The sequence below is a fragment of the Sphingopyxis sp. JAI108 genome, assembly GCF_013410105.1.
GTDB lineage: Bacteria > Pseudomonadota > Alphaproteobacteria > Sphingomonadales > Sphingomonadaceae > Sphingopyxis > Sphingopyxis chilensis.
The window spans coordinates 1-19,246 of sequence record NZ_JACCCJ010000003.1 but is presented as its reverse complement, the minus strand read 5'-3'; the positions used below and the strand labels follow the sequence as shown (position 1 = coordinate 19,246).

Below are 19,246 nucleotides of genomic sequence, written 5' to 3'. Positions count from 1 at the left end.
AGTCAATGAGGGAGAGTGGGATGATTCGGGGCAGCCTCGTGCGCGTAACGCGCGGCAACATCAATTTCGCAACGCTGCTGGGGACGACGGCGATGGCGATTCTCGCCGTCCCGGCCTTTGCGCAGGATACGGCGGCACAGGATGCGAACGCCGAAGAGGTGGGCGATGATGCGATCGTCGTCACCGGCATCCGCAGCTCCCTTGCCACTGCGCTGGGCGAAAAGCGCTCCTCCGACAATATCGTCGAGGTCATCCAGGCCGAGGATATCGGCAAGCTGCCCGACCAGAACCTCGCCGAAGTGCTGGAAAATGTCACCGGGGTTCAGATCACGCGGCAGGCCGGGGTCGGTAACGCGGTGCAGATCCGCGGCACCGACGCGAACCGCACCGAAATCAACGGCGTGTCGACCGTGGGATCGGGCGCCGGGCGCTCGGGCATCAGTTTCGAAGACCTGCCCGCGGCGCTGATCGCCTCGGTCGAAGTGACCAAGGTCCCAACCGCGCAGACGATCGAGGGATCGGTCGGCGGCACGATCAACTTGCGGACGATCCGCCCGCTGGACCTCAACGAACCGCTGATCGCGGCGCGCGCGCAGATGGAAAACAGCGACCTCGCAAAATCGACCCTGCCGCGCCTGTCGGCGACGCTCGGCAACAGGTGGGATACCGGCATCGGCGAGATCGGCATCGTGGTGAGCGGAAGCTATGCGCGGCAGGACGTCGCCGCGTTCAAGCCGCGTGTCGACCGCGATGCCGTCGTCCTTCCAGGCTCGGGCTTGAGCGCCGAAGCCTTCCCCTTCCTGCGCATCCAGTTCTTCCAGCAGGGACTCGAGAATTACGAATATGAAACCTACAACGGCACCGCGGCGCTCGAGTGGAAGCCGAACGACGACCTGAAATTCTATTTCGACGCGACGCTGAACAACCAGACGCGCGGCCAGCAAAGCCATCGCGTGCAGATTTCAGGAACGGCGACGCCGTCGGTCGTTGACGCGACCGACAATACGGCATTCGAAACGGTCGATTGGGGCACCCTCGACGGACCCGACGGCCCTATTGACCTCGGCAGCGTCGATGCCACCGTAGCCGGCACCATCGGCATCGGCGGCACGACCGGAACGGTGATCGACCCGAACATGCGGACATCGAGCGACACCGGCGCGCGTGTCACCAAGAGCCGGGTGTTCGACCTCGGCAGCGACTGGCAAGTCACCGACAAGCTCAGGATGCGCGCGGAAGTGTCGCTATCGACTTCGAAATCGGACTTCCCCAACTTCTCCACGACGCTCGATTTCATCAACCCCAACGGGCCGCAGCCGGAAATCGGGCAGAGCATCGACAATGGCGTGCCGCTCGAATTCGACCTGCGGGATGGCACGCTGCAATTCGGCATCGATCAGGCGAGCCCCTTTGCCCCGACCACGGCGCAACTGCTCGATCCCGCCAACTACCAGCTGCAGCAGGTCGCGCAGGGCGCCAATTCGACCGACAATCAGGAAAGGGCGGCGCGCCTCGACTTTTCCTACGACACGACCGACCTCAACCCCTTCGTGACTTCGATCGACTTTGGCTATCGGTGGAACCGGACGTCGGCCGAAAACAACGAATTTTCGCGAAATGTCAGCCTGACCAACACGACCAGCGCCTGGAACCGGCCGTCGGGCGACCTGTTTTCGGACATATTGATCCCGGGGCCCAGCAACTTCAACGCGGCCGACGGGCGCCGGCTCTATTTCTCCGACTTCCTGCTGATCGACGGCGGATTGGCATTCGACGATCCGGCAAAAGTTCTCGAATCGCTCAACGCCGCGATCGACGCGAGCAACGCCGCCGCGACCCAGGGACCGCCGGTCGCGCCGCTGACGACACCGACCGAATCCTTTTCGGGTTTCTTCAAAATCAAGGAAACGACAAACGCCGCCTATTTTCAGGCGAATATGGAGGGTGAAATCGCCGGTATGCCGGTGCGCGGCAATGCGGGTGTCCGCTGGTTGCACACCAGCCTGTCCTCGACCGGCAACAATATCGCTAACGGTGAAGTCACGGGGCAGACCGTCGCCAAAAGCTCGTATAATTTCCTGCTGCCGCGCTTCAACCTGGTGATCGAGCCAGCCGACCGCTTCCTCGTCCGCGCCGGGATCGCGCGCGACATTCGCCGCCCGAATTTCGACACGCTGTCGACTTCCTTTTCTTTCGGCACCGGCGCCAACACGCCGGTCGCGGTCGGCAACCCCGACCTCGTCCCCGAAGCGGTTTGGTCGTTCGACCTTTCAGGCGAATATTATTTCGCGCCCTCCAGCCTGATCAGCATCGGTTTCTTCCACAAAAGCCGCACCAATTTATTCGCGCAGCGGCAAGAGGACCCGGCGCCCAATCTCGACGCCGACGGCAATCTCAACATCTCGATCGATCCGTCCTGCCCCGACGGCGGCATCTATAACCCCATCGCCAACCGTAACATCAACAACCCGATCCAGGGCGTCGGCATCTGCGTGCCGCGCAGTTCGACGTTCAACGTTCCCGGGACGACGACGCAGACCGGCGTCGAAATCGCCTTCCAGCACGACCTGTCGGCGTGGGAAGACACGCTCGGTTTCGCCTCGGGCTTCGGCTTCATCGGCAATTTCACCTATCAGAAGGCGGGCGGGTCGGCGCGCGAATATCGCACCGCCGACGGCCCGCGGACGGTGTTCACGCAGCTCGGATATCCGGGGTCGCAGGACCTGATCTCGCTCACGAACCTGTCGAAATACGCCTATAATGCGACGTTATTCTACGACAAATACGGACTCAATGCCCGCCTGCGCTACACTTGGCGGTCAAGCTATGTGTCGAATGACCCCTTCTTCTTTGGCCTGCCGCTGATCAACGGCGCGAGGGGGCAGCTCAACGCCAGCATCAACTATGACATCACCGAAAATATCAACGTCGGCGTCGAGGGCATCAACCTGCTGCGCGGCGACCAAAACCAATATTGCGTGAACAACAAGGCGCTGCTCTGCTTCCAGGGCCTGACCGATCGCCGGATCACCGCAGGCCTCAGCGTCAAATTCTGAAGATCCGCGCCAAAAGAATGGGGCCGAGGCAACGAATATTGCCTCGGCCCCAAACTGCGTGAACCGCTTCCGATCGGGTCGCTATCAGAAGGCGATGCGCGCAGTTACTCGTGCACCATGGGCGCTGCGATCCGACGCCAGCGTGCCGGTATAGGCAGCGCCGAGGCGGAAGGCCCCCGTGGTGAATTCAAAGCCGGCCTCGACCTCCGCCGAATTTTTGGGGATCGCGATGCCGAGGATGTCGAACGCCGGTCCGCCCGCGACGAAGCGCGAGACGATCGGGGCGCCCCGGTCATTGAAGGCGCGGTTCCACGCGGCCGACAGATAGGGCTGGAAGCCGGGCTGTCCTGCGTTGAACTGCGCGCGCGCGCCAAGGCTGAGGAAGGTCGCCTTCTGATCGGCCTTGCCTACCGTCAGCGCTGCATTGCCGCCGGCTTCGGTGAAGGCGTCGCTGCCGGTATCGACATGCGCCAGCCGGGCAAAGGGCGTGACCGCCGTGTTGCCGGTGACGATGTCGTAACCGATCTCGCCGAAGATCTGCAGCGTGTCGGCGTCGCGCTTCGAGGTCAACGTTTGTGCCAGCGGCGCGCCGCTGATGCCGCGGCTGGTGTCAATGTCGTGCCAGGCATAGCTGACCCCGACGGTGCCGCGCAGCCCCTCGCCGCTGCCATAGGTGGCGTGCGCGGCGAGATATTTGCTATCGACTTCGGCGCGGTCATTGCGGCCGTCGAACCGGAAGTCCGAACCGCCGATCCCCGCCGAGAGCCCTGCGGCGAAGCCGTTGCCGCCGAAGCCCACGCCGGCGACCAGGCCCTTGTGGTCGGTGTCCATCGCGAAATTGCCGCGATTGGCGTCGAAATCGCCCCAGCCGCCAAAGGCCGAGCCCCAGACGAACGCGCCGCTTTCCTCGGGTGCCCTCATCCCCATCAGGCTATTGCGGAGATGCCGGCTGTCGTCGGTCAGGCCGCTGAGCGAGCTGGCGAGGATTTCGCCCGACAGGTCGCCGAAGCTCGCCTGCGCGGTCGCCGCATTCTGCACCAGCACCGCTTCGTAAAGCGGATTGTCGACCCCGAGCGCCTGCACCGCGGTCGCGACGCTCGCCTGGTTGAAGCCCACCGCGATGTCGGCGAAGTCGATGTCGTTGCGATAAAGCGACAGGATCACCGAATTGGCATCGTAGCGCAGCAGCGGATCGAGGAAGGCGAGGTCGCTCGTCACCGTCCCGAAGGTGCCGGTGATGCCGCCCGCGCCGGTCAGGATCACATAATCGGTCCGCCCGTTATATTCGCCCTCTTCGGCGAGGACGGCGACGCTTGCCGTGCTGTCGATCGTTACCGCGCCGGTGGCGTCGAGGCGGTCGGCTTCGCCGGCCGCGTTGACTTCGACCTCATAGGTCGAGCCGGGCGCGAAGGCGAGGTCGCCGTTGACGGTCAGCCGGCCAATCGAATTGCCCGGTGCGAGCGTGCCGCCATCGCCCACCGTCGTCGAACCGACGCTGCCGTTGCCGCCGAGGGTGCCGCCGCTGTTGACGGTGACCGGCGAGACGATCGACCCGTTCACCGCGAGGGTGCCGCCATCGACCGAGGTGGGGCCGGAGTATGTGCTATCTCCCGTCAGGTTGAGCGTGCCTTCGCCCTGCTTGACGAAGCTCCCGGCGCCCGAGATGCTGCCGCCGAAAGCGGTATTGCCCGGCTGATCGACGGTCAGCTGGTTGTCCCCGATCTCGACGTTCGAACCTTCCTCACCCTCCAGGCCGCCGATCGTCTGATCCTTGCCCGTGATGTCGAGCGTGCCGCCATCGCCGAGGTTGAAATCGGTAGTCGGGTCGATCGTCCCGCCGATCCGGACCGAACCGCCTAGGATGTTCGTCACGCCTTCGAAGGCATAGTCGCCCATGAAGGTCAGCGCGCCGTCGCCCTTCTTGTCGAGCACGCCATTGCCCGAGAAATCACCGAGGAAATCATAATCGTCAGACCGATTGAAGACGAACCGGCCGTCGTTGACGATATTGCCCGCGAAGCTGCCTTCGGTGCCGCCGGCGCCGAGTTCGAAATAGCCGTCGCCTTCGGTCTTCACATCGCCCTGCAGCACGCCGGTCAGCACCAGCCCGCCGTTGGAGACGATCGTGCCGCCCGTATGCGCGATATTCGCGGTATCGACCGTGAACACGGCCTCGCCGATCAGTTGCAGCTGCCCCGCCCCGTCGATCGTCAGATCGTCGAGCGCCGAGACGGTTTCGTCCTCGCCGAAGTTGAGCACGAGCAGACCGTCGGTGCGCACCGTCGAGGTGAGGATCGGTGACGAAGTGCCTTCCTCGCCCAGATCGACCTCGTTGACCTGCAGCGCCGCGCCTTCGTCGATCGTCACATTGCCGAATTCGCCGACGAAGCCCGACGTCGACCAATATCCCGCCGCGACGTCGAGCGCCTCGAAGCCGTTGGCAGCGGTCAGTTGCTGCGCTTCGGTCAGTTCGAGCACGTCGCCGTCGAGCGTCAGCGTGTCGATACCCTCGCCCGCGTCGACGAGACCCGAGATCGCGCTGCCCGTGCCCAGCGTGACGCTGTCGTCGAATGCACCGAGCAGCACCGCGACACCGTTATCGCCGGCAATCGAACCGTTGTTGGTGAGGCTGGTCTGCGTCGTCGATTCGATTCCCGTCCCGGCACTCTGGATGGTGCCGGCGTTGATCAGGTCCAGCGTTCCTTCACCATCGGCGTAGACGCCATAAGCGGCCCCCTCGATCACCCCGTCGGCGCTGTTGGTGATCGTCACGTCGCCAAGCGTACCGTGGAACACCCCCGCCCCCGCGACGCTGCTGATCGTACCGCTGTTGTCGAGCGTCGCGGTGGACAGGTCGCTGCCGAAGCCGACGCCATAACCGTTGAGCCCGTCGTCGCGGGTGCCGGTTATCGTGCCGCTGTTGACGACGCTGGCGGTCAGCCCGCTGCGATCCTCGCCGGGGTCGGTGTTGATCGCGGTGCCCTGGAGGAACATGCCGCCGTCGGCGCCGGTGATGTCGCCCGCATTTTCGACCGAGCCGCCGCCCGACAGGATGATCCCGAAGCGCGCGCCGCCGATCTCGCCGCCCTCGGCGTTGACGACCGAGGCACTGAAATCCTCGTTCGCCTGGTCGACGAAGGCGTACATCGAGATGCCGTCGGAGAAGGCGGTCCCCTCGCCGCGGATCGATCCGCTGTTGGTGACGGTGCCGCCGCCAATCAGGCGCACGCCGTCGTTCGCTTCGCCCAGGATGCTGCCGCTGTTGGTCACTTCGGTGCCGACTGCGAGGCCGACGAGCGCGCCGAGCTCCTCGTCGAACACATAGGCGGTGGTGATGCCGGCGCCGGCGCCCGAGATGGTGCCGCTGTTGGTCACGCTCGACGCGGCGGTACCAATGGTGATGCCGGCATCGGGAGCCGCATCGAAGCCGTCATAGGCGCCGTCGCCGCGGATAGTGCCCGCATTATCGACGGTCAGCGTGCCGCTTGAGCCGCTGTAGATGCCCGAGGTGGCGCCGGTGATCACACCGCCCGCCTCGTTGGTGATCGTCAGGTCGGCTAGCGAACCGTGGCTGACGCCCTCGGCGAATTCGCTGCTGATCGTGCCGCTGTTGACCAGCGTCGCGGTCGACATGTCGCTGCCGAAGCCGACGCCATAGCCTTCGGTGCCGGTGCCGCCGAAATCGCCGAGGCCGGTGATCGTGCCGCGGTTGACGACGTTCGCGGTGAGTCCGCTGCGTTCCTCGTTCGGGTCGGTGTTGAGCGCGGTGCCCTGAATATAGACCCCGCCCGACGCGCCGAGGATTTCGCCGTCGTTCACCACCTCGCCGCCGCCCGACAGGATGACGCCGAAGCGGACGCCGATGATCCGGCCCTCGGTCTCGTTGGTGAGGAGCGCGCTATAATCCTCGTTCGCCTGGTCGGTGTAGGCGAACATCGACACACCGTCGGCAAAGGCGTCGATCTGGCCGCCGATTTCGCCGCTGTTCGTGACGCTGCCGCCGCCGATCAGGCGCACGCCATCGTCATTATAGCCATAGATGGTGCCGCTGTTGACCACGGTGGTGCCGGTCGCGAGTCCCTGAAGCTGCCCCGTCGCGGCGTTGAAATAATTGGCGGTCGTGATGCCGAAGCGGTTGCCGGTGATGCTGCCGCTGTTCGTGACCGTGCTGACCCCGCCCGAAATGGTGACGCCCGCGTCGGGCGGCGCATCGAAGCCGGGGTTGACGCCGTCGCCATGGATCGAGCCCGCGTTGGTGAGATCGAGCCCGCCAAGTTCGGCATGAACGCCCGATGCCGCGCCGGTGATCGTGCCGTCCTCGGCGTTGTTGATCGTCGTAACGCCGGTGGCCAGGGTCCCGACATAGATGCCGTCGCCGCCGAGGCCCGAGATCGATCCGCTGTTATCGACCGTGCCGCCTCCGGTCAGCCGGATCCCCGCATTGTTCGTCCCGGTGATGGTACCGCTGTTGTTCACTGCCGCGTTGAAAGCGACGAACTGCGGCCCCGTCGTCGGGGTCGCAGGCTGGACGTTGGTGGCGACCCCCGACTGCCCGCCGGTGATCGTCCCGCTATTGGTGATCACGGCGTCGGCGGTCAGGATGTTGATCCCGTTCTGCGAATCGCCGCGGATCGTGCCCGCATTGTCGACCGTCAGCTGGCTCGTCGCGGCCTGGATGCCGTTGCCGCCGGATGCGATTTCCGCGCCTTCGCCATTGTTGACGATCAACTCGCCGTTCGACTGGCCGAAAATGGCCACGGCGGCGCCATTGATGATGCCTTCGTTGTTGATCGTGGTCGTTTCGAGCGAACCGCCCGCAAGCACGCCGATCAGGCCGAGGACGACGCCCTCGTTGTTCAGCGTCGCGCTCCGCCCGACCTGCTCGGGCGTTGCATTCATGACGATCCCGATCGGAGCCTGCGCACCCGGAATCGCCGGGTTGAACTGTCCGGTGGCGCGGATCGTCCCACCGTCATTGTCGATCGTCCCGCCGCCCTGCAGGATAACGCCGAAAGTCTGCCCCTCGATGATCCCCGTGTCGATGTTCGTGATCGTGCCGATGCCGGTGACATCCTCCGCGATCGCATCGGGGAACTCGGTAACGATGACGCCTATCCCGTTGACCCCGCTCCCCGGCGCGCCGTTGAAGCCCTGGATCAAGCCGTCATTGTTGGTGACGCTGCCGCCGCCGGCCAGCGCGACGCCGGTGCCCGCGTCGCCGCGGATCAGCCCAGTGTTGACGACCGTCGTGTCGGCCGCGCGGGCTTCGGCCGGCAGTTCGTCGTCATTTTCGTCCTCGCTGAAGAAATAGGAGGTGGCGATGCCGTTCGATCCACCGGTGATCGTGCCGCTGTTGGTGACGCTCGACCCCGGCTGCGCGATAACGATACCGCCGCTCGGACGGCTGTCGGGACTGCCGACGCTGGTGCCGTTGCCGCGAATCTCGCCGGCATTGTCGACGGTGACGGGGCCATTGTCGGCATAGATGCCGATGTCGAGGCCTTCGACCTCCTCATCCTCTGCGACCACGATTTCCAGCAGTTCGGGCTGGTCGTTGTGGATACCGAAGGATTCCTGTGCCGCAGCGGGCGCCACGACCTGCCCGATGGAAAGGCCGACGATCGCGCTGGTGGCCAGCAGGCGGGATTTCGAAATACGCGACATGAATGTGACTCCCCTCGACATTGCAAGCATGGCGAGAGGTTCGCCGGGGAGCGCTCGGCTCCCCGGCTAGTCCACCCCGCCGCAAAAATGTGCGTCCCCCAGCTGATTGGATGACAGGCATCTTTCAGCTTTGTGGGCGTTGACTAGGTCGCGGTGGCCCCGAGCGTCTACCCAATGTTTTTTGGGGTAAATTTGCGACGGACCGTTGACGTCATGCTTGCACACGGGCGTGCACCGACGTTACGGTGACCCGTCACCGGGGGGTGGGTCGCTGATATTCGGGGGAGCGCGGGAAATCGCGCGCGCCCTCCGTGAACATGATGAAACCGCTGGCCCCGTAATCGAACGACGGGTGCCAATGATCCGAAGCCTGCTTGCCATCCTGATTTTCGCCATGGCCTGGCTGGTGCAGCCGGCTTGGGCCGCGCCCACCGAATTGCCCGTGCTGGAAGTGCGTGCGGGCGAGGATGCGCCGAACCTGGCACCCTTCATACGGTTCGCCAAGCGTCCCGGCGACAGCCGGACGCCTCAATTAAACGCCATTCTCCAAGGCCCGCTTCAGCGCGTGGAGGGTTCGACCATCCATTTCGGGCCGCCGGGGACCCGCACCGTCGTCTTGCTGCAGGTCCGCAATGCAAGCGACGAGCAAGGGAGCTGGATCCTGACCACCGGCCGTGGCTCGCTCAAGCATTTCCGGCTTTATGAAGCTAAAGACGGCCGCCTCGCCCTGGCAGTCGATGCCACCGATCCGCAGACCGCGCGGCAAAATCTCGGCACCTATCAGGCGTTCAGCTCGGAACTCGTCCTCGGTCCGCGTCAAGGCACGCTGATCGTCATCGAATTTATTTCCGAAAACTCGACATATATGCCGCTGAAAATCGAAAGTTACGGGACTTTCTTCAAGGAACGGCGCGCGAATATCTCGATGGTGTCGGGCGTCGTGGTCGGCGCGCTGATTCTGCTGCTGCTGAACTTCCTCTTCTTCTCGATCACGGGTTTCAAGGAATTCCTTTGGCTGGCCGTCGCGGAAGCCTTCTTCGCGCTGAACACCGTCCATTCCGAAGGCTATATCACGATCTTCTTCCTCTACGACAAACCGCTGACCGGGCTCGCGGTCGAGGATTTCATCAAATGCGGCTTTGCCGCGTCGATGGCGCAATTCTGCCGGAGTTTTGTGAAGACACCGACGAATTTCCCGAGGCGCGACATGGTGCTGAAGGCGCTGATCTGGTTCGCGCTCGCGATCATGCTGTTCCAGCCGGGGCTTGCATATTATCCACCCGAGCTGCGCTTCCTTCTACACATCGCGACTTGGCTGGTCGCGGTCGCAGTCGCATTGTTCCTGCCGTTCGTCGGCTATGCCGCGATGAAACAGCTCGGCTTTCAGCTCTGGCCGCTGTTCATCGGCTGGGCCAGCCTCGCGCTCTTCATCGTCTATGCGGCGATCGCGTCGATGGGCATTTTCGCGTGGTTGCCGGTCAACTGGCACCTCGCCGGACCGGTCGGCCTGTTTGAATCGGTCATGGTGACGGTCGCGCTGGGACTGAACCTCAAGAAGATCCAGCGCGACAAGGTGGTCGCCGACTGGAAATATGCGCAGTCGTTGACCGAGAGGCTGGAAATGAGCGAGCGCGCGACGCGACTGGCCGAGGAAAAGGCTTTCGCGCTCGAAACGGTCCACAGCCAGAATGCGCTGCTTCACGCGTCGGGGCACGACAGCCGGCAGGTGATCCTCGCGCTCAATAGCGCGGTCGAGGTGCTCAAGCGCCAGAATCGCGCTGATGCCGACGACCAGCTGGTCGAAATGCTCGAAAGTTCGGCTGATTATCTCAATGAGATCGTGTCGACGACGATCTCGGGCGCCAATATCGCGGCCAGCGATTCGGGTTTCGTCGCGCTCAGCAGCTTCCGCGCCGAGGCGCTCGTCGAACCTTTGTCGATGATGTTCAAGACCCCCTTTGCGGGCAAGAAGCTGACGCTCGACGTTCGCGTTCCGGACAAGGTGACGATCATTTCCGATCGTCCCTTGCTGATGCGCGCGCTCGCCAATTTGCTGAGCAACAGTTTTAAACATACCGACAGCGGGGGCGCGAGCATCGCAATCGCGCTTGAGGACGGCTGCGCCGTCATCACGATCCGCGACAGCGGCGCCGGCATGCCCGCCGAACTCGTCACGGCGTTGAACGGCGGCACCGCGACGCGCATCCGGGCCGATGAAAGCGATGAGGGCACAGGATCGGGCTTCGGGTCGGCGCAGCGCATCATCGAGACGCTGCGCGGATCGCTGAAAATCATCGCATCAAGCGTCGCCGGGACCGAAATCCGGATCGTGCTGCCCGCGGCCTTTCCGTCGGTCACGCCGGTGTCCGCCGAAACCTTGCAGTCGCAGCTCGATGGCTGGAAACTGCTCGATTTCGACGACCGTACGGCTTTCGAGGCCCGACTGAACGCCGCCGACACCAAGAACGGCCAGACGATCGCGCTGACCTATGACGATACAACGGTGACGCGCGGGAGGCTCAGCCAGCTGGTCGCGATGATGGCGATCAAGCCGGCGTGCCGCGAAATGGCGATGCACCCGCTTTTGGGCGAGCGATCAGAGCAGGTTTAGCTCGTTCGCGCGCTCGACGATCTTGCGATTGTGCGCGACGTCGAGCTTGCGCCGCAACTCGGCGATATGGAAGGACACCGTCGGCGGCGCGATCGACAGCCGATAGGCGATTTCCTTGTTCGTCTCGCCCTGCGCCAGATAATGGAGAATCGCCATTTGCCGCGACGACAGCGCAACCGGCGGCTGCTGGAACTTGCCGAGCGCCTCGCCGATATGGGGTGAGACATAGATTTCCCCCGCCAGCGCCGCGTCGCAGGCGGCGACGATATGGTCGAGCGAGTCCGACTTGCTGACGATCGCGCGCGCGCCCAGCTTCAACGCCGAATGAATCTCGTTCACATGCGTTTCGCCGGTCAGGATGATAACCGTCATATCGCGCGAGCCGACGATTTCGGCGAGCACATTGATTCCGCGCACATCGGGCAGATTGAGATCGAGGATCACCAGGTCGACGGGCTGCGACTGGACGAAGGCATTGACCGTCGCCCCGCGATCGAGCGCCCCCACCACCGTATAGCGATCGAGCGATCCGAACAGGAAGCGCAACCCGCTCTGCGTGATGCGGTGATCGTCGACGATCAGGATATTATGCTTCGCCACCATGCCTGCGCCCCGCCTGCTCGATGCGGGTTGATCGGCAGATTTTGCAGCCGCCGCAACCCGAATAATATTGGGGGACGCCGGGCGCGGCAATGTTCGGGATTTTGCGGTGATCGATTCCGGCGATGCCCGACGAGCATGATTGCGCGCCCCGCCCCGGCTGATCATCGTCCCGCGCCCTTGTAGAAGCGCGCCTTTGCCGGCAATTGCGCGGCGGGGCACCAGGTCCAGTCTTCGCTGTAGGTTTCGACCGCGAAAGACCGCGGCCCGGTGACGCGATAGTTGGTCGTCCCGGCGGTCGGCCGCCCGTCCTCGTCCAGACAGCTCTCGGTTTGCCGGAAATTCCGGCCATCGACCATTTTTAGGCTGGTAAATTTGCAGCTGTTGTAAGGCGATACGAGCCGATCCTCGGCAAGATAGAGCGTCCCGTCGCCGAAGGGCCTGGCGCAGGTGCCGATACGCATATCGACATAATAGCCGACGGGCAGCGGCACGGCGCGGGACTGGCCGGGCTTCGCCGCGGGCGAGACCGCCGCCACCTGCGGGCATTGTTTTTCAAGCGAGCGGATCGCCGCGGTCGATCCCGCAAGCGACAGATAGGTGATTTCCTCCCACTCGTCGCCGCCGTCGGTGCTGGCATAGGCGGCAAGGTCGGCGTCCGCGCCGGTCAGCAGCGCCTGCATCGCCGGGTCGAGCGCGCCGCTGAAATCGGGCTTGCCGGGTTCGAGCATCAGTTGCTGCGTCGCTTCGGTCAATTCCCCGTGACTCCGAAAACCGATCAGGAGCGGCCGGCCCGCGGGCGGCAGGCGCAGCGCCTTCGTCGGCACGACGCTCATATAAAGGCCGCCGCCCGGCTGGCAGCGCAGCCCGAGCGCGACGAATTGGGGATGCCCGGTCACCGCCGCGACCGCCCCGGCCCCGGTGCCGCCGAATTGCCAACGTGCACCGTGCCCTGGCGACGGCGGGAGCGCCGGCTCGCCGCCGTCGGTGCCGATATCTTCGGGCGTGCCGCGCCGCCGCCCGGCGAGCGCCCATTTGCGTCCGTCCCAGCGCAGCACTTCGAGGCACATGTCTGCACCGATGCTGCCGCATACGGTCCCGTGCACCGACAGGCCGAGGCCCGTCCCGCCACGATCGAGCTTCACCGCTTCCCAGCCGCGGACATTGTTGCTGAAGATTTCGGTCAGGCCGCCGCGCCCCGACCCGAGGATCGCGATCATGCAGCCGGCGGTGCCGCACCACGCCGAATAGCCCTGATTGGAGCAGTGCGCCGCGTCATATTCGACAACCCAGTCGGGCTTGCCGTCACCCGTTACCTCGGTTTGGACCGCGAACCGGGCGCGATCGGGGACGAACTTGCCCCCGCCCGCGCGACATTCGGCCTTGAGTTCGTCATAAACCGCCTGAACCTCGCGCGGCCAAGCTTGCGGTTGCGACTGGACGAGCGCGGCGACCGGCAGCAGCGCCGATGCGAGCGTGAAAAGCGAACGGATCATGATTGCCTCCCGACAGGACCGGACGCCGGGGCCGGAGCCCCGCCGGACCGGTCAAAAACCCTCTTCGGAATATTCCCACGGTTTCCAGCGTTGCGCGGACGAACACCAGGTGTAGCCGCCGGTCCACCAATTGCCTTGCTGCACGATGATGAACTTCGGGTCGTTCATGTCGATGACCTGACGCTCATCTTCGCCGCCGGTCTGGTAGCGTCCGCCGCCGAGCGCCTTGAACGGCGTGACATTGTAATAGTCCTGCGGGCCGGTCATCACCTTGCCGTCGAAAATGAAGTCGGGATCGCCCTGCCCGCGGGCCAGCGCATCGCACGCGGTGCGGTTGCGTGCCCAGAGGCCGGTGGCCATCGGCAGACCGGTCTCGGCCGCCTTCGGCTTCGGCGCGAAGGCCGGCGCCAGTTCGCAAATCCGACCTACGAGCGATCGACCGCCATAGACATATTCGCGGCCGTTCCAGCGCAGGAAGGGAAAGCAATCGGCGCCCGGTCCGCCGACCTCTATGTCGGGCCATGCGATGCCCTTGCGCGGGTAGAAGCCCGGGATGCCCATGCTGTCGGTCATCACCTTCCAGTCCGTTCCCGATTTGGCGAGCAGCTTGAACGCGAGGCCGGTATTTCCGAAGCAATAGCTGCTGCCGCCACTGATCACCGCCTCGGCGATGCCGTCGCCGTTCAGATCGCGCATCTCCGTGTTTTCGACGCCGTACCAACTGTCCTTCGGCACCGGCTTCATGTCGGCCTCGCAACTCGTCATCCATGTCCCGCCGCGTTGCCGATAGCCTGCGGCGCGGAGCGCGCCGTCGCGATCCTCGGCGCCCGGATTCGCGCCGGCGGCGGCTTTAGGGGCGGCGGCGCCAGCCGTGGCCGTGCCGGCCGCCCCTTCCCCTACCCCCGTCGGCGTTTCGCCGCTGCTGCAGGTCGCAATCAGCAGCGACGAAAACAGCAAGGGGCAAAGGGAAAGCCAACGCGCGGCTCGCCGGCCGGTCACGCCGCTTCGCCTTCGCGCCCGGCGCGCATCCGCCCATGCTCCGCCTTGGCATCGGCCAGCACCTCGTCGATCCTTTGCCGCACTGCTTCCTTCAGCTTCCGATATTCGCCGGCCTTCTTGTGCCAGGCGTAGAAGGCCCAGCTGAACCCCGCGAGTCCAAGAATCCACCAGAGCCCGGTGAAAAGCGAGGCGCCGATGATCGCGCCCACTATCGGGGCGATCAGCACCATCAGAGCCGACGGAAATTTTCCCAGCGGCCATGCCAGCCAGCCGTCCGGTGCGTGAGTGTTGCCGGTATTATGGTTGTGATAGGCGACATTATAGCCCCGGCCGGGGCGCGAGCCGATGCGAACGACCGTCACCCGTTGCCCCTCGCGCGCGGCGAAGCCGCCGCCCTTGATCGTCACCTCTTCCTCGTCGTCGTCGCCATATTCCATGAAGAAGCGCATGACCTCGGTATTGGTCGACGATACCGTCACCGTGGGCGCCGATATGTGCCCCGTTCCATTGTGGACATAGCCGCCGCCGCCGCTGGTCGAAGATCTCACATGCGTTTCGGACCAGTTGCCGACGCCGCGAACGGTACCCGTGCGGAAAAAGCCGTGGATGTCCTCGACACGCCGGATCGGCTGCTCGTTACTGCTCATCATGACCTCCCCGAATTCAATCGTCGGAGATTGCTCGCACATCCTTGAATTCGCGTCCTGATCCTGTTCTAAAGCTTTTCTAAAGAATGGTCGGGGGGCTGTGATTTCTATGTCGGGAACCCATTCGTCACGGCGCCGGCGGCGCCTCTGGCACTTCGCCAACGCCGATTTCGACGAGGCGAGCTGGGCACTGCGCATCGACGGGCGCGCCGTCGCGCTCGAGGGCAAGCCGCTCGAAGTACTGCACGAGCTACTGCTGCGCGCGGGTGAGGTTGTCACCAAGGACGAGATACTCGATGCCGTCTGGCCGGGCCTTACCGTGGTCGAAGGTTCGCTCGCCACCGCCATATCGAAATTGCGCAAGGCGCTGGGCGGTGAAGCCGATGCGATCATCGCGACCGTACCGCGCGTCGGCTACCGGCTCGTCGCCACCGTCGCGGTCGAAAGCATCGACACGCCGCTCGCGCCGCGCTTCGCCTTTGCGCCGGGCGACAGTGTTCCCGGCCGCAAGCTGTGGCAGCTCGACCGTCCGCTAGGCGACACCGGCAGCGAGGATGTCTGGCGCGCCCGGCAGGCGAAGACAGGCGAGGCGCGCGTCTTCAAATTCGCCGACGCACCCGACCGGCTCCGCAGCCTGAAGCGTGAAGCGGCGCTGTCGCGCCTGCTCTTCGCCGGGCTGGGAAAGACCGCTCCGATCCCGGCGCTCCACGAATGGAATTTCGACACGGCGCCCTTCTTTCTGGAATATGCGTGGGGCGGCGACGACCTGCTGGCATGGGCCGAGGCTGCGGGCGGTTTAGCCGCCATCTCGCTCGAACGGCGCCTGTCGGCCGCCGCGATGATCTCGCGCGCGCTCGCGGCGGTTCATGGCATGGGCGTGCTGCACAAGGATCTGAAGCCCGCGAACATCCTGATCGACCAGGTCGACGACGAGCCGATGGTGCGGCTTGTCGATTTCGGGAGCGGGCGGCTGCTCGATGACGCGGTCCTCGCCAATTATCACATCACGGACCCCGGCTCGCTCGACGCCGACCTTGGCAAGGACGAGCCACGATCGGGTACGCTGGCGTATCGCGCGCCCGAACTCGCGGGCGAAGCCGTGCCGACGGCGAAGAGCGACATCTATGCGCTCGGCCTTATCCTCTATCAGCTCGTCATCGGCGATTTTTACGCAGCGCTGGCGCCGGGCTGGGAAGCACGCGTGGCCGATCCCTTGCTGCGCGACGACATCGCGCGTGCGGCGGCGGGAGCGCCGGCCGAACGGTTGGCGAGCGCCGAAGAACTCGCCGACCGGCTGGACCGCCTGCCGCAACGCCGCACCGAGGCCGTTGCGCAAGCCGAGCAGGCAGCGCGGCTCGCCGAGCAGCAAAAACTGGATGACAAGCGCGCTGCGCGTCGCCCGTGGGTTCGTGCCGCCTTCGCCAGCCTGACCATCGGACTGCTGACCGCATCGGCACTCGCCGCCTATGCATGGCACCAGCGCAACGAGGCGGTGGCGGCGCGCGAACTCGCCGAAACCAGCTATGCCTTTATCGCCGAGGATGTGCTCGGCAGCCCGGATCCAGCGAAATCCAGCGCCGACGAAACCGTGATCGACGCGATCAAGCGCGCGAGCCAGCAGATCGACCAACGCTTTGCCGGCGCGCCGCATGTCGCTGCGCGGCTCCATCTCGCGGTCGCGCGCGCCTTTCATCAGCGATCCGATTTCGACACCGCGCGCGCCGAATATGCGCGCGCCGACGCGCTGTTCGGCAAGGCGGGCGAGATAGAGAGCGACGATGCCGTCGTTGGCCGGCTCGGTCGCATCCACATGGAATCGACCTCGGGTCAGCCCGAAAGGCTCGAGGTCGCCGGCAAGCTGCTCTCGGCCGAGCGCAAGCGGCTCGGCGCGCGCGGCGATGCCGGGCGGGTCGGCTTCGCGCTCGCCTCGGCCGAAGGTGCTTATGGCTATATGGCGGACATAGCGGCCGCCGAGCGCGCGTTTCAGCGAGCGGTGAAGATCGGCGAGGCGGCGGGCAGCGCGGTGCCACAGGGGCAATTGCTCAAGACGCGGTCATCGCTCGTGCTGACATTGATGCGGCTCGGCCGTGCCGAAGACGCAGAGCCGGTCGCGCGCGCCATCGTGCGCGATTCGACGCGTATCCGGGGCGCAGACCATCCCGACACGCTCGTCACGCGGCAGCATTGGCTGAACAGCCTGTCGATGACGGGACGGCACGACGAGGCGTTGAAGGCCAGCGCCCCGCTCCTCGCCGCGATGCTGAAGCGTTTCGGCCCCGACCACCGCTTCACGCTGGCCTTGCACTCGACGCGGTTCGAAAGTTTCGCGGCGCTCGGGCAATATGATGCCGCGGCGCGCGAAGCCGAGCGGGTCTGGCGGGGCGCCGCCGCGCTGGCCGGACCGCAATCGCACCAGGCGCTGGTCGGCCAGATCGACTATGCATCCGCGCTATGCCAGACGTCGCGCCGCCCGCAGGCGATGGGAATCGCGAACAACGCCCTTTCGACCGCTCGCGCCGTCTTTGGCGCCGACTATCCGCTCACGCATGTCGTGCAGTATTTCACCGCCGAATGCCTGATCGCCAACGACCGCTTCGCCGACGCGCGCGGCTTGCTGACCGGCCTCGACCGGGGAAAAATGGCGCAATTGCTAGGCAATCCCGACATCGGCGCGACTATCGATCTCGCGCTCGCCGAGGCTGCGCTGGGTAGCGGCAGCGAGGCCGAAGCGCGGAGATTGCTCGCAAGCGCCGCGCCGGCGCTCGCCGATGCAAAGGATGTGTCGGCAAAGGCGCGGGCCAGCAAGCTCGAGGCAAAGCTGGCGTCCAAGGGCGGCTGATCGGTCTCATTCTCCGCCGCAACTGCCATCGATCAGTTGCGGATTTTTTTGGAAAGCATGCAGGACCGGCCAGTGTCCCGTAACGCCAGCCGATCATAGATTTTTTCCACTATCTGTAGCTTATAGGTACCGGAACGGGAGCATTCTACTTCAGCTCAGTTGACGCCTCGAAATTAATTCAAGGGATCAGCGGGGGCCGCTCCGTCTTAATTCTTGCTGGTCACGGCAACGTGTGGTTGACCGTTGCTCGTCGACGCAGTCAGCGATCGTGCTCGTTCGATGATTCTGGCGAAGGACTGGGTCTGATCTTGTTCGACGAAGAGGAACAAGCACGGAGGGCAAGCTTGCCCGAATTGTGGCAGGCGCCCGGGGTCACCGTTAAGAGTGTCAACGTTAGCTGCGTTGCTGCCACGGCGTAACAAATCTCGAAATTGGTGATGCTCGGAACCAGCCGTCGTTCGCTCGCCCAGCTCAACTGGCCGACAACGGAACGGCAGTTTTTGGGTCGCACGCGGGAGAAGCGGACGTTCCCAGCCAGCTAAGGGCGAGGCTCGATAACGCGCCATGGCAACGCGCTGCTACTTCGCAGGTGGCACCTTATGACGGTCCATATGTGGTATGAAATCCATCTTGCCGATGGCTAGCCCCGCATTGCGGAGCAAGGCGTAGGCCATCGTCACGTGAAAGTAAAAGTTCGGCATTATCCAGTCTCGAATGTCTTCCTCCGACGACATCAAAAAGCGAACACCATTCGGCAGCTTTAGATCGACAGTCGCCTCGGCGTCTGCCCATTCAATCGGCTCGGCGTGATCGACATGTGCGCGAACAACCGAAATCCGTTGGCGAATTTCGGCAAGTGACCGATATGGAGTTTCTTCGAGTGGCACTGATTTTCCACCGACCTGATTGAGCGCCAAAAGCACCTGGTTAAGTGCGACTCTGAACTGCAACTCGAGCGGAAACATGTCGTCAGTAAGCTTCTCAACAAGCACATCGTCCGTCATGCGGGCATCGATGGCCTTGCTGACGAGGTGATCGAGGGTGCCAAGCATGTTGGTAAAGGTCATTCGAGTTGAATGGGCGTAAGACATCGCGAACCTTTGAAGCCGAATTTTGGGATAGGTATAGCATCTGCAAAAGCGGTCAATGCGTTCCCAATAAGCCAACGCGGCGGATTGCGAATTCATTTCAGACTTTCCGGAATCTGCGTGATCCCTGTACGCGTGTCGGCTTGACTTCGCCGATGCACGAACCGCTGCGCGGATTGGTGCTAGCCTCGATGTAAAGCGGCCCAGCGATCGCCGCACCTGATTGAACGCGGGCTGCCGCAGGCA

General features: G+C 64.3%; 9 protein-coding genes. 3 read left to right on the top strand and 6 right to left on the bottom strand.

Features of this window, described 5'->3' with window-relative positions; all coding sequences use genetic code 11:
* Nucleotides 1-20 precede the first annotated feature (20 nt).
* Complete coding sequence (locus HDC29_RS14815) at nucleotides 21-3,056, top strand: TonB-dependent receptor (RefSeq protein WP_218844644.1); 3,036 nt, start codon at nucleotides 21-23, stop codon at nucleotides 3,054-3,056.
* An 84-nt stretch (nucleotides 3,057-3,140) separates the two neighbouring features.
* Here the strand turns inward: HDC29_RS14815 and HDC29_RS14810 are convergent, their stop codons facing one another.
* A complete protein-coding gene (locus HDC29_RS14810) occupies nucleotides 3,141-8,720 on the bottom strand; it encodes an autotransporter domain-containing protein (protein ID WP_179498988.1) in 5,580 nt (1,859 codons plus the stop codon).
* 358 nt (nucleotides 8,721-9,078) lie between these two features.
* Here HDC29_RS14810 and HDC29_RS14805 point away from each other — a divergent pair, with 358 nt between their 5' ends.
* Nucleotides 9,079-11,331, top strand: a complete 2,253-nt coding sequence (locus HDC29_RS14805; protein ID WP_179498980.1) for a sensor histidine kinase — start codon at nucleotides 9,079-9,081, stop codon at nucleotides 11,329-11,331.
* Here HDC29_RS14805 and HDC29_RS14800 read toward each other — a convergent pair.
* From HDC29_RS14800 to HDC29_RS14785, 4 genes are all read right to left on the bottom strand, one after another.
* Nucleotides 11,317-11,934 (bottom strand): response regulator transcription factor, encoded by a 618-nt coding sequence (locus HDC29_RS14800; RefSeq protein WP_179498978.1) that lies wholly within the window; start codon nucleotides 11,932-11,934, stop codon nucleotides 11,317-11,319. The genes HDC29_RS14805 and HDC29_RS14800 overlap by 15 nt on opposite strands.
* Before the next feature lie 161 nt (nucleotides 11,935-12,095).
* Nucleotides 12,096-13,427, bottom strand: a complete 1,332-nt coding sequence (locus HDC29_RS14795; protein WP_179498976.1) for a hypothetical protein — start codon at nucleotides 13,425-13,427, stop codon at nucleotides 12,096-12,098.
* 51 nt (nucleotides 13,428-13,478) lie between these two features.
* A complete protein-coding gene (locus HDC29_RS14790; protein ID WP_179498974.1) occupies nucleotides 13,479-14,426 on the bottom strand; it encodes a hypothetical protein in 948 nt (315 codons plus the stop codon).
* Nucleotides 14,423-15,076: a hypothetical protein gene (locus HDC29_RS14785; RefSeq protein WP_179498972.1), complete on the bottom strand. Its 654-nt coding sequence runs from the start codon at nucleotides 15,074-15,076 to the stop codon at nucleotides 14,423-14,425. The genes HDC29_RS14790 and HDC29_RS14785 overlap by 4 nt, the downstream gene beginning before the upstream one ends.
* A gap of 106 nt (nucleotides 15,077-15,182) precedes the next feature.
* On the opposite strand from HDC29_RS14785, the gene HDC29_RS14780 reads away from it, so the two are divergent.
* The gene (locus HDC29_RS14780; protein ID WP_179498970.1) at nucleotides 15,183-17,912 is read left to right on the top strand and encodes a winged helix-turn-helix domain-containing protein; all 2,730 of its coding nucleotides are present in this window, start codon (nucleotides 15,183-15,185) and stop codon (nucleotides 17,910-17,912) included.
* A gap of 578 nt (nucleotides 17,913-18,490) precedes the next feature.
* On the opposite strand, the gene HDC29_RS14775 is transcribed toward HDC29_RS14780, so the two are convergent.
* The coding region (locus HDC29_RS14775; protein WP_257018313.1) for a DUF1993 domain-containing protein at nucleotides 18,491-19,246 on the bottom strand (756 nt) is incomplete at its 5' end.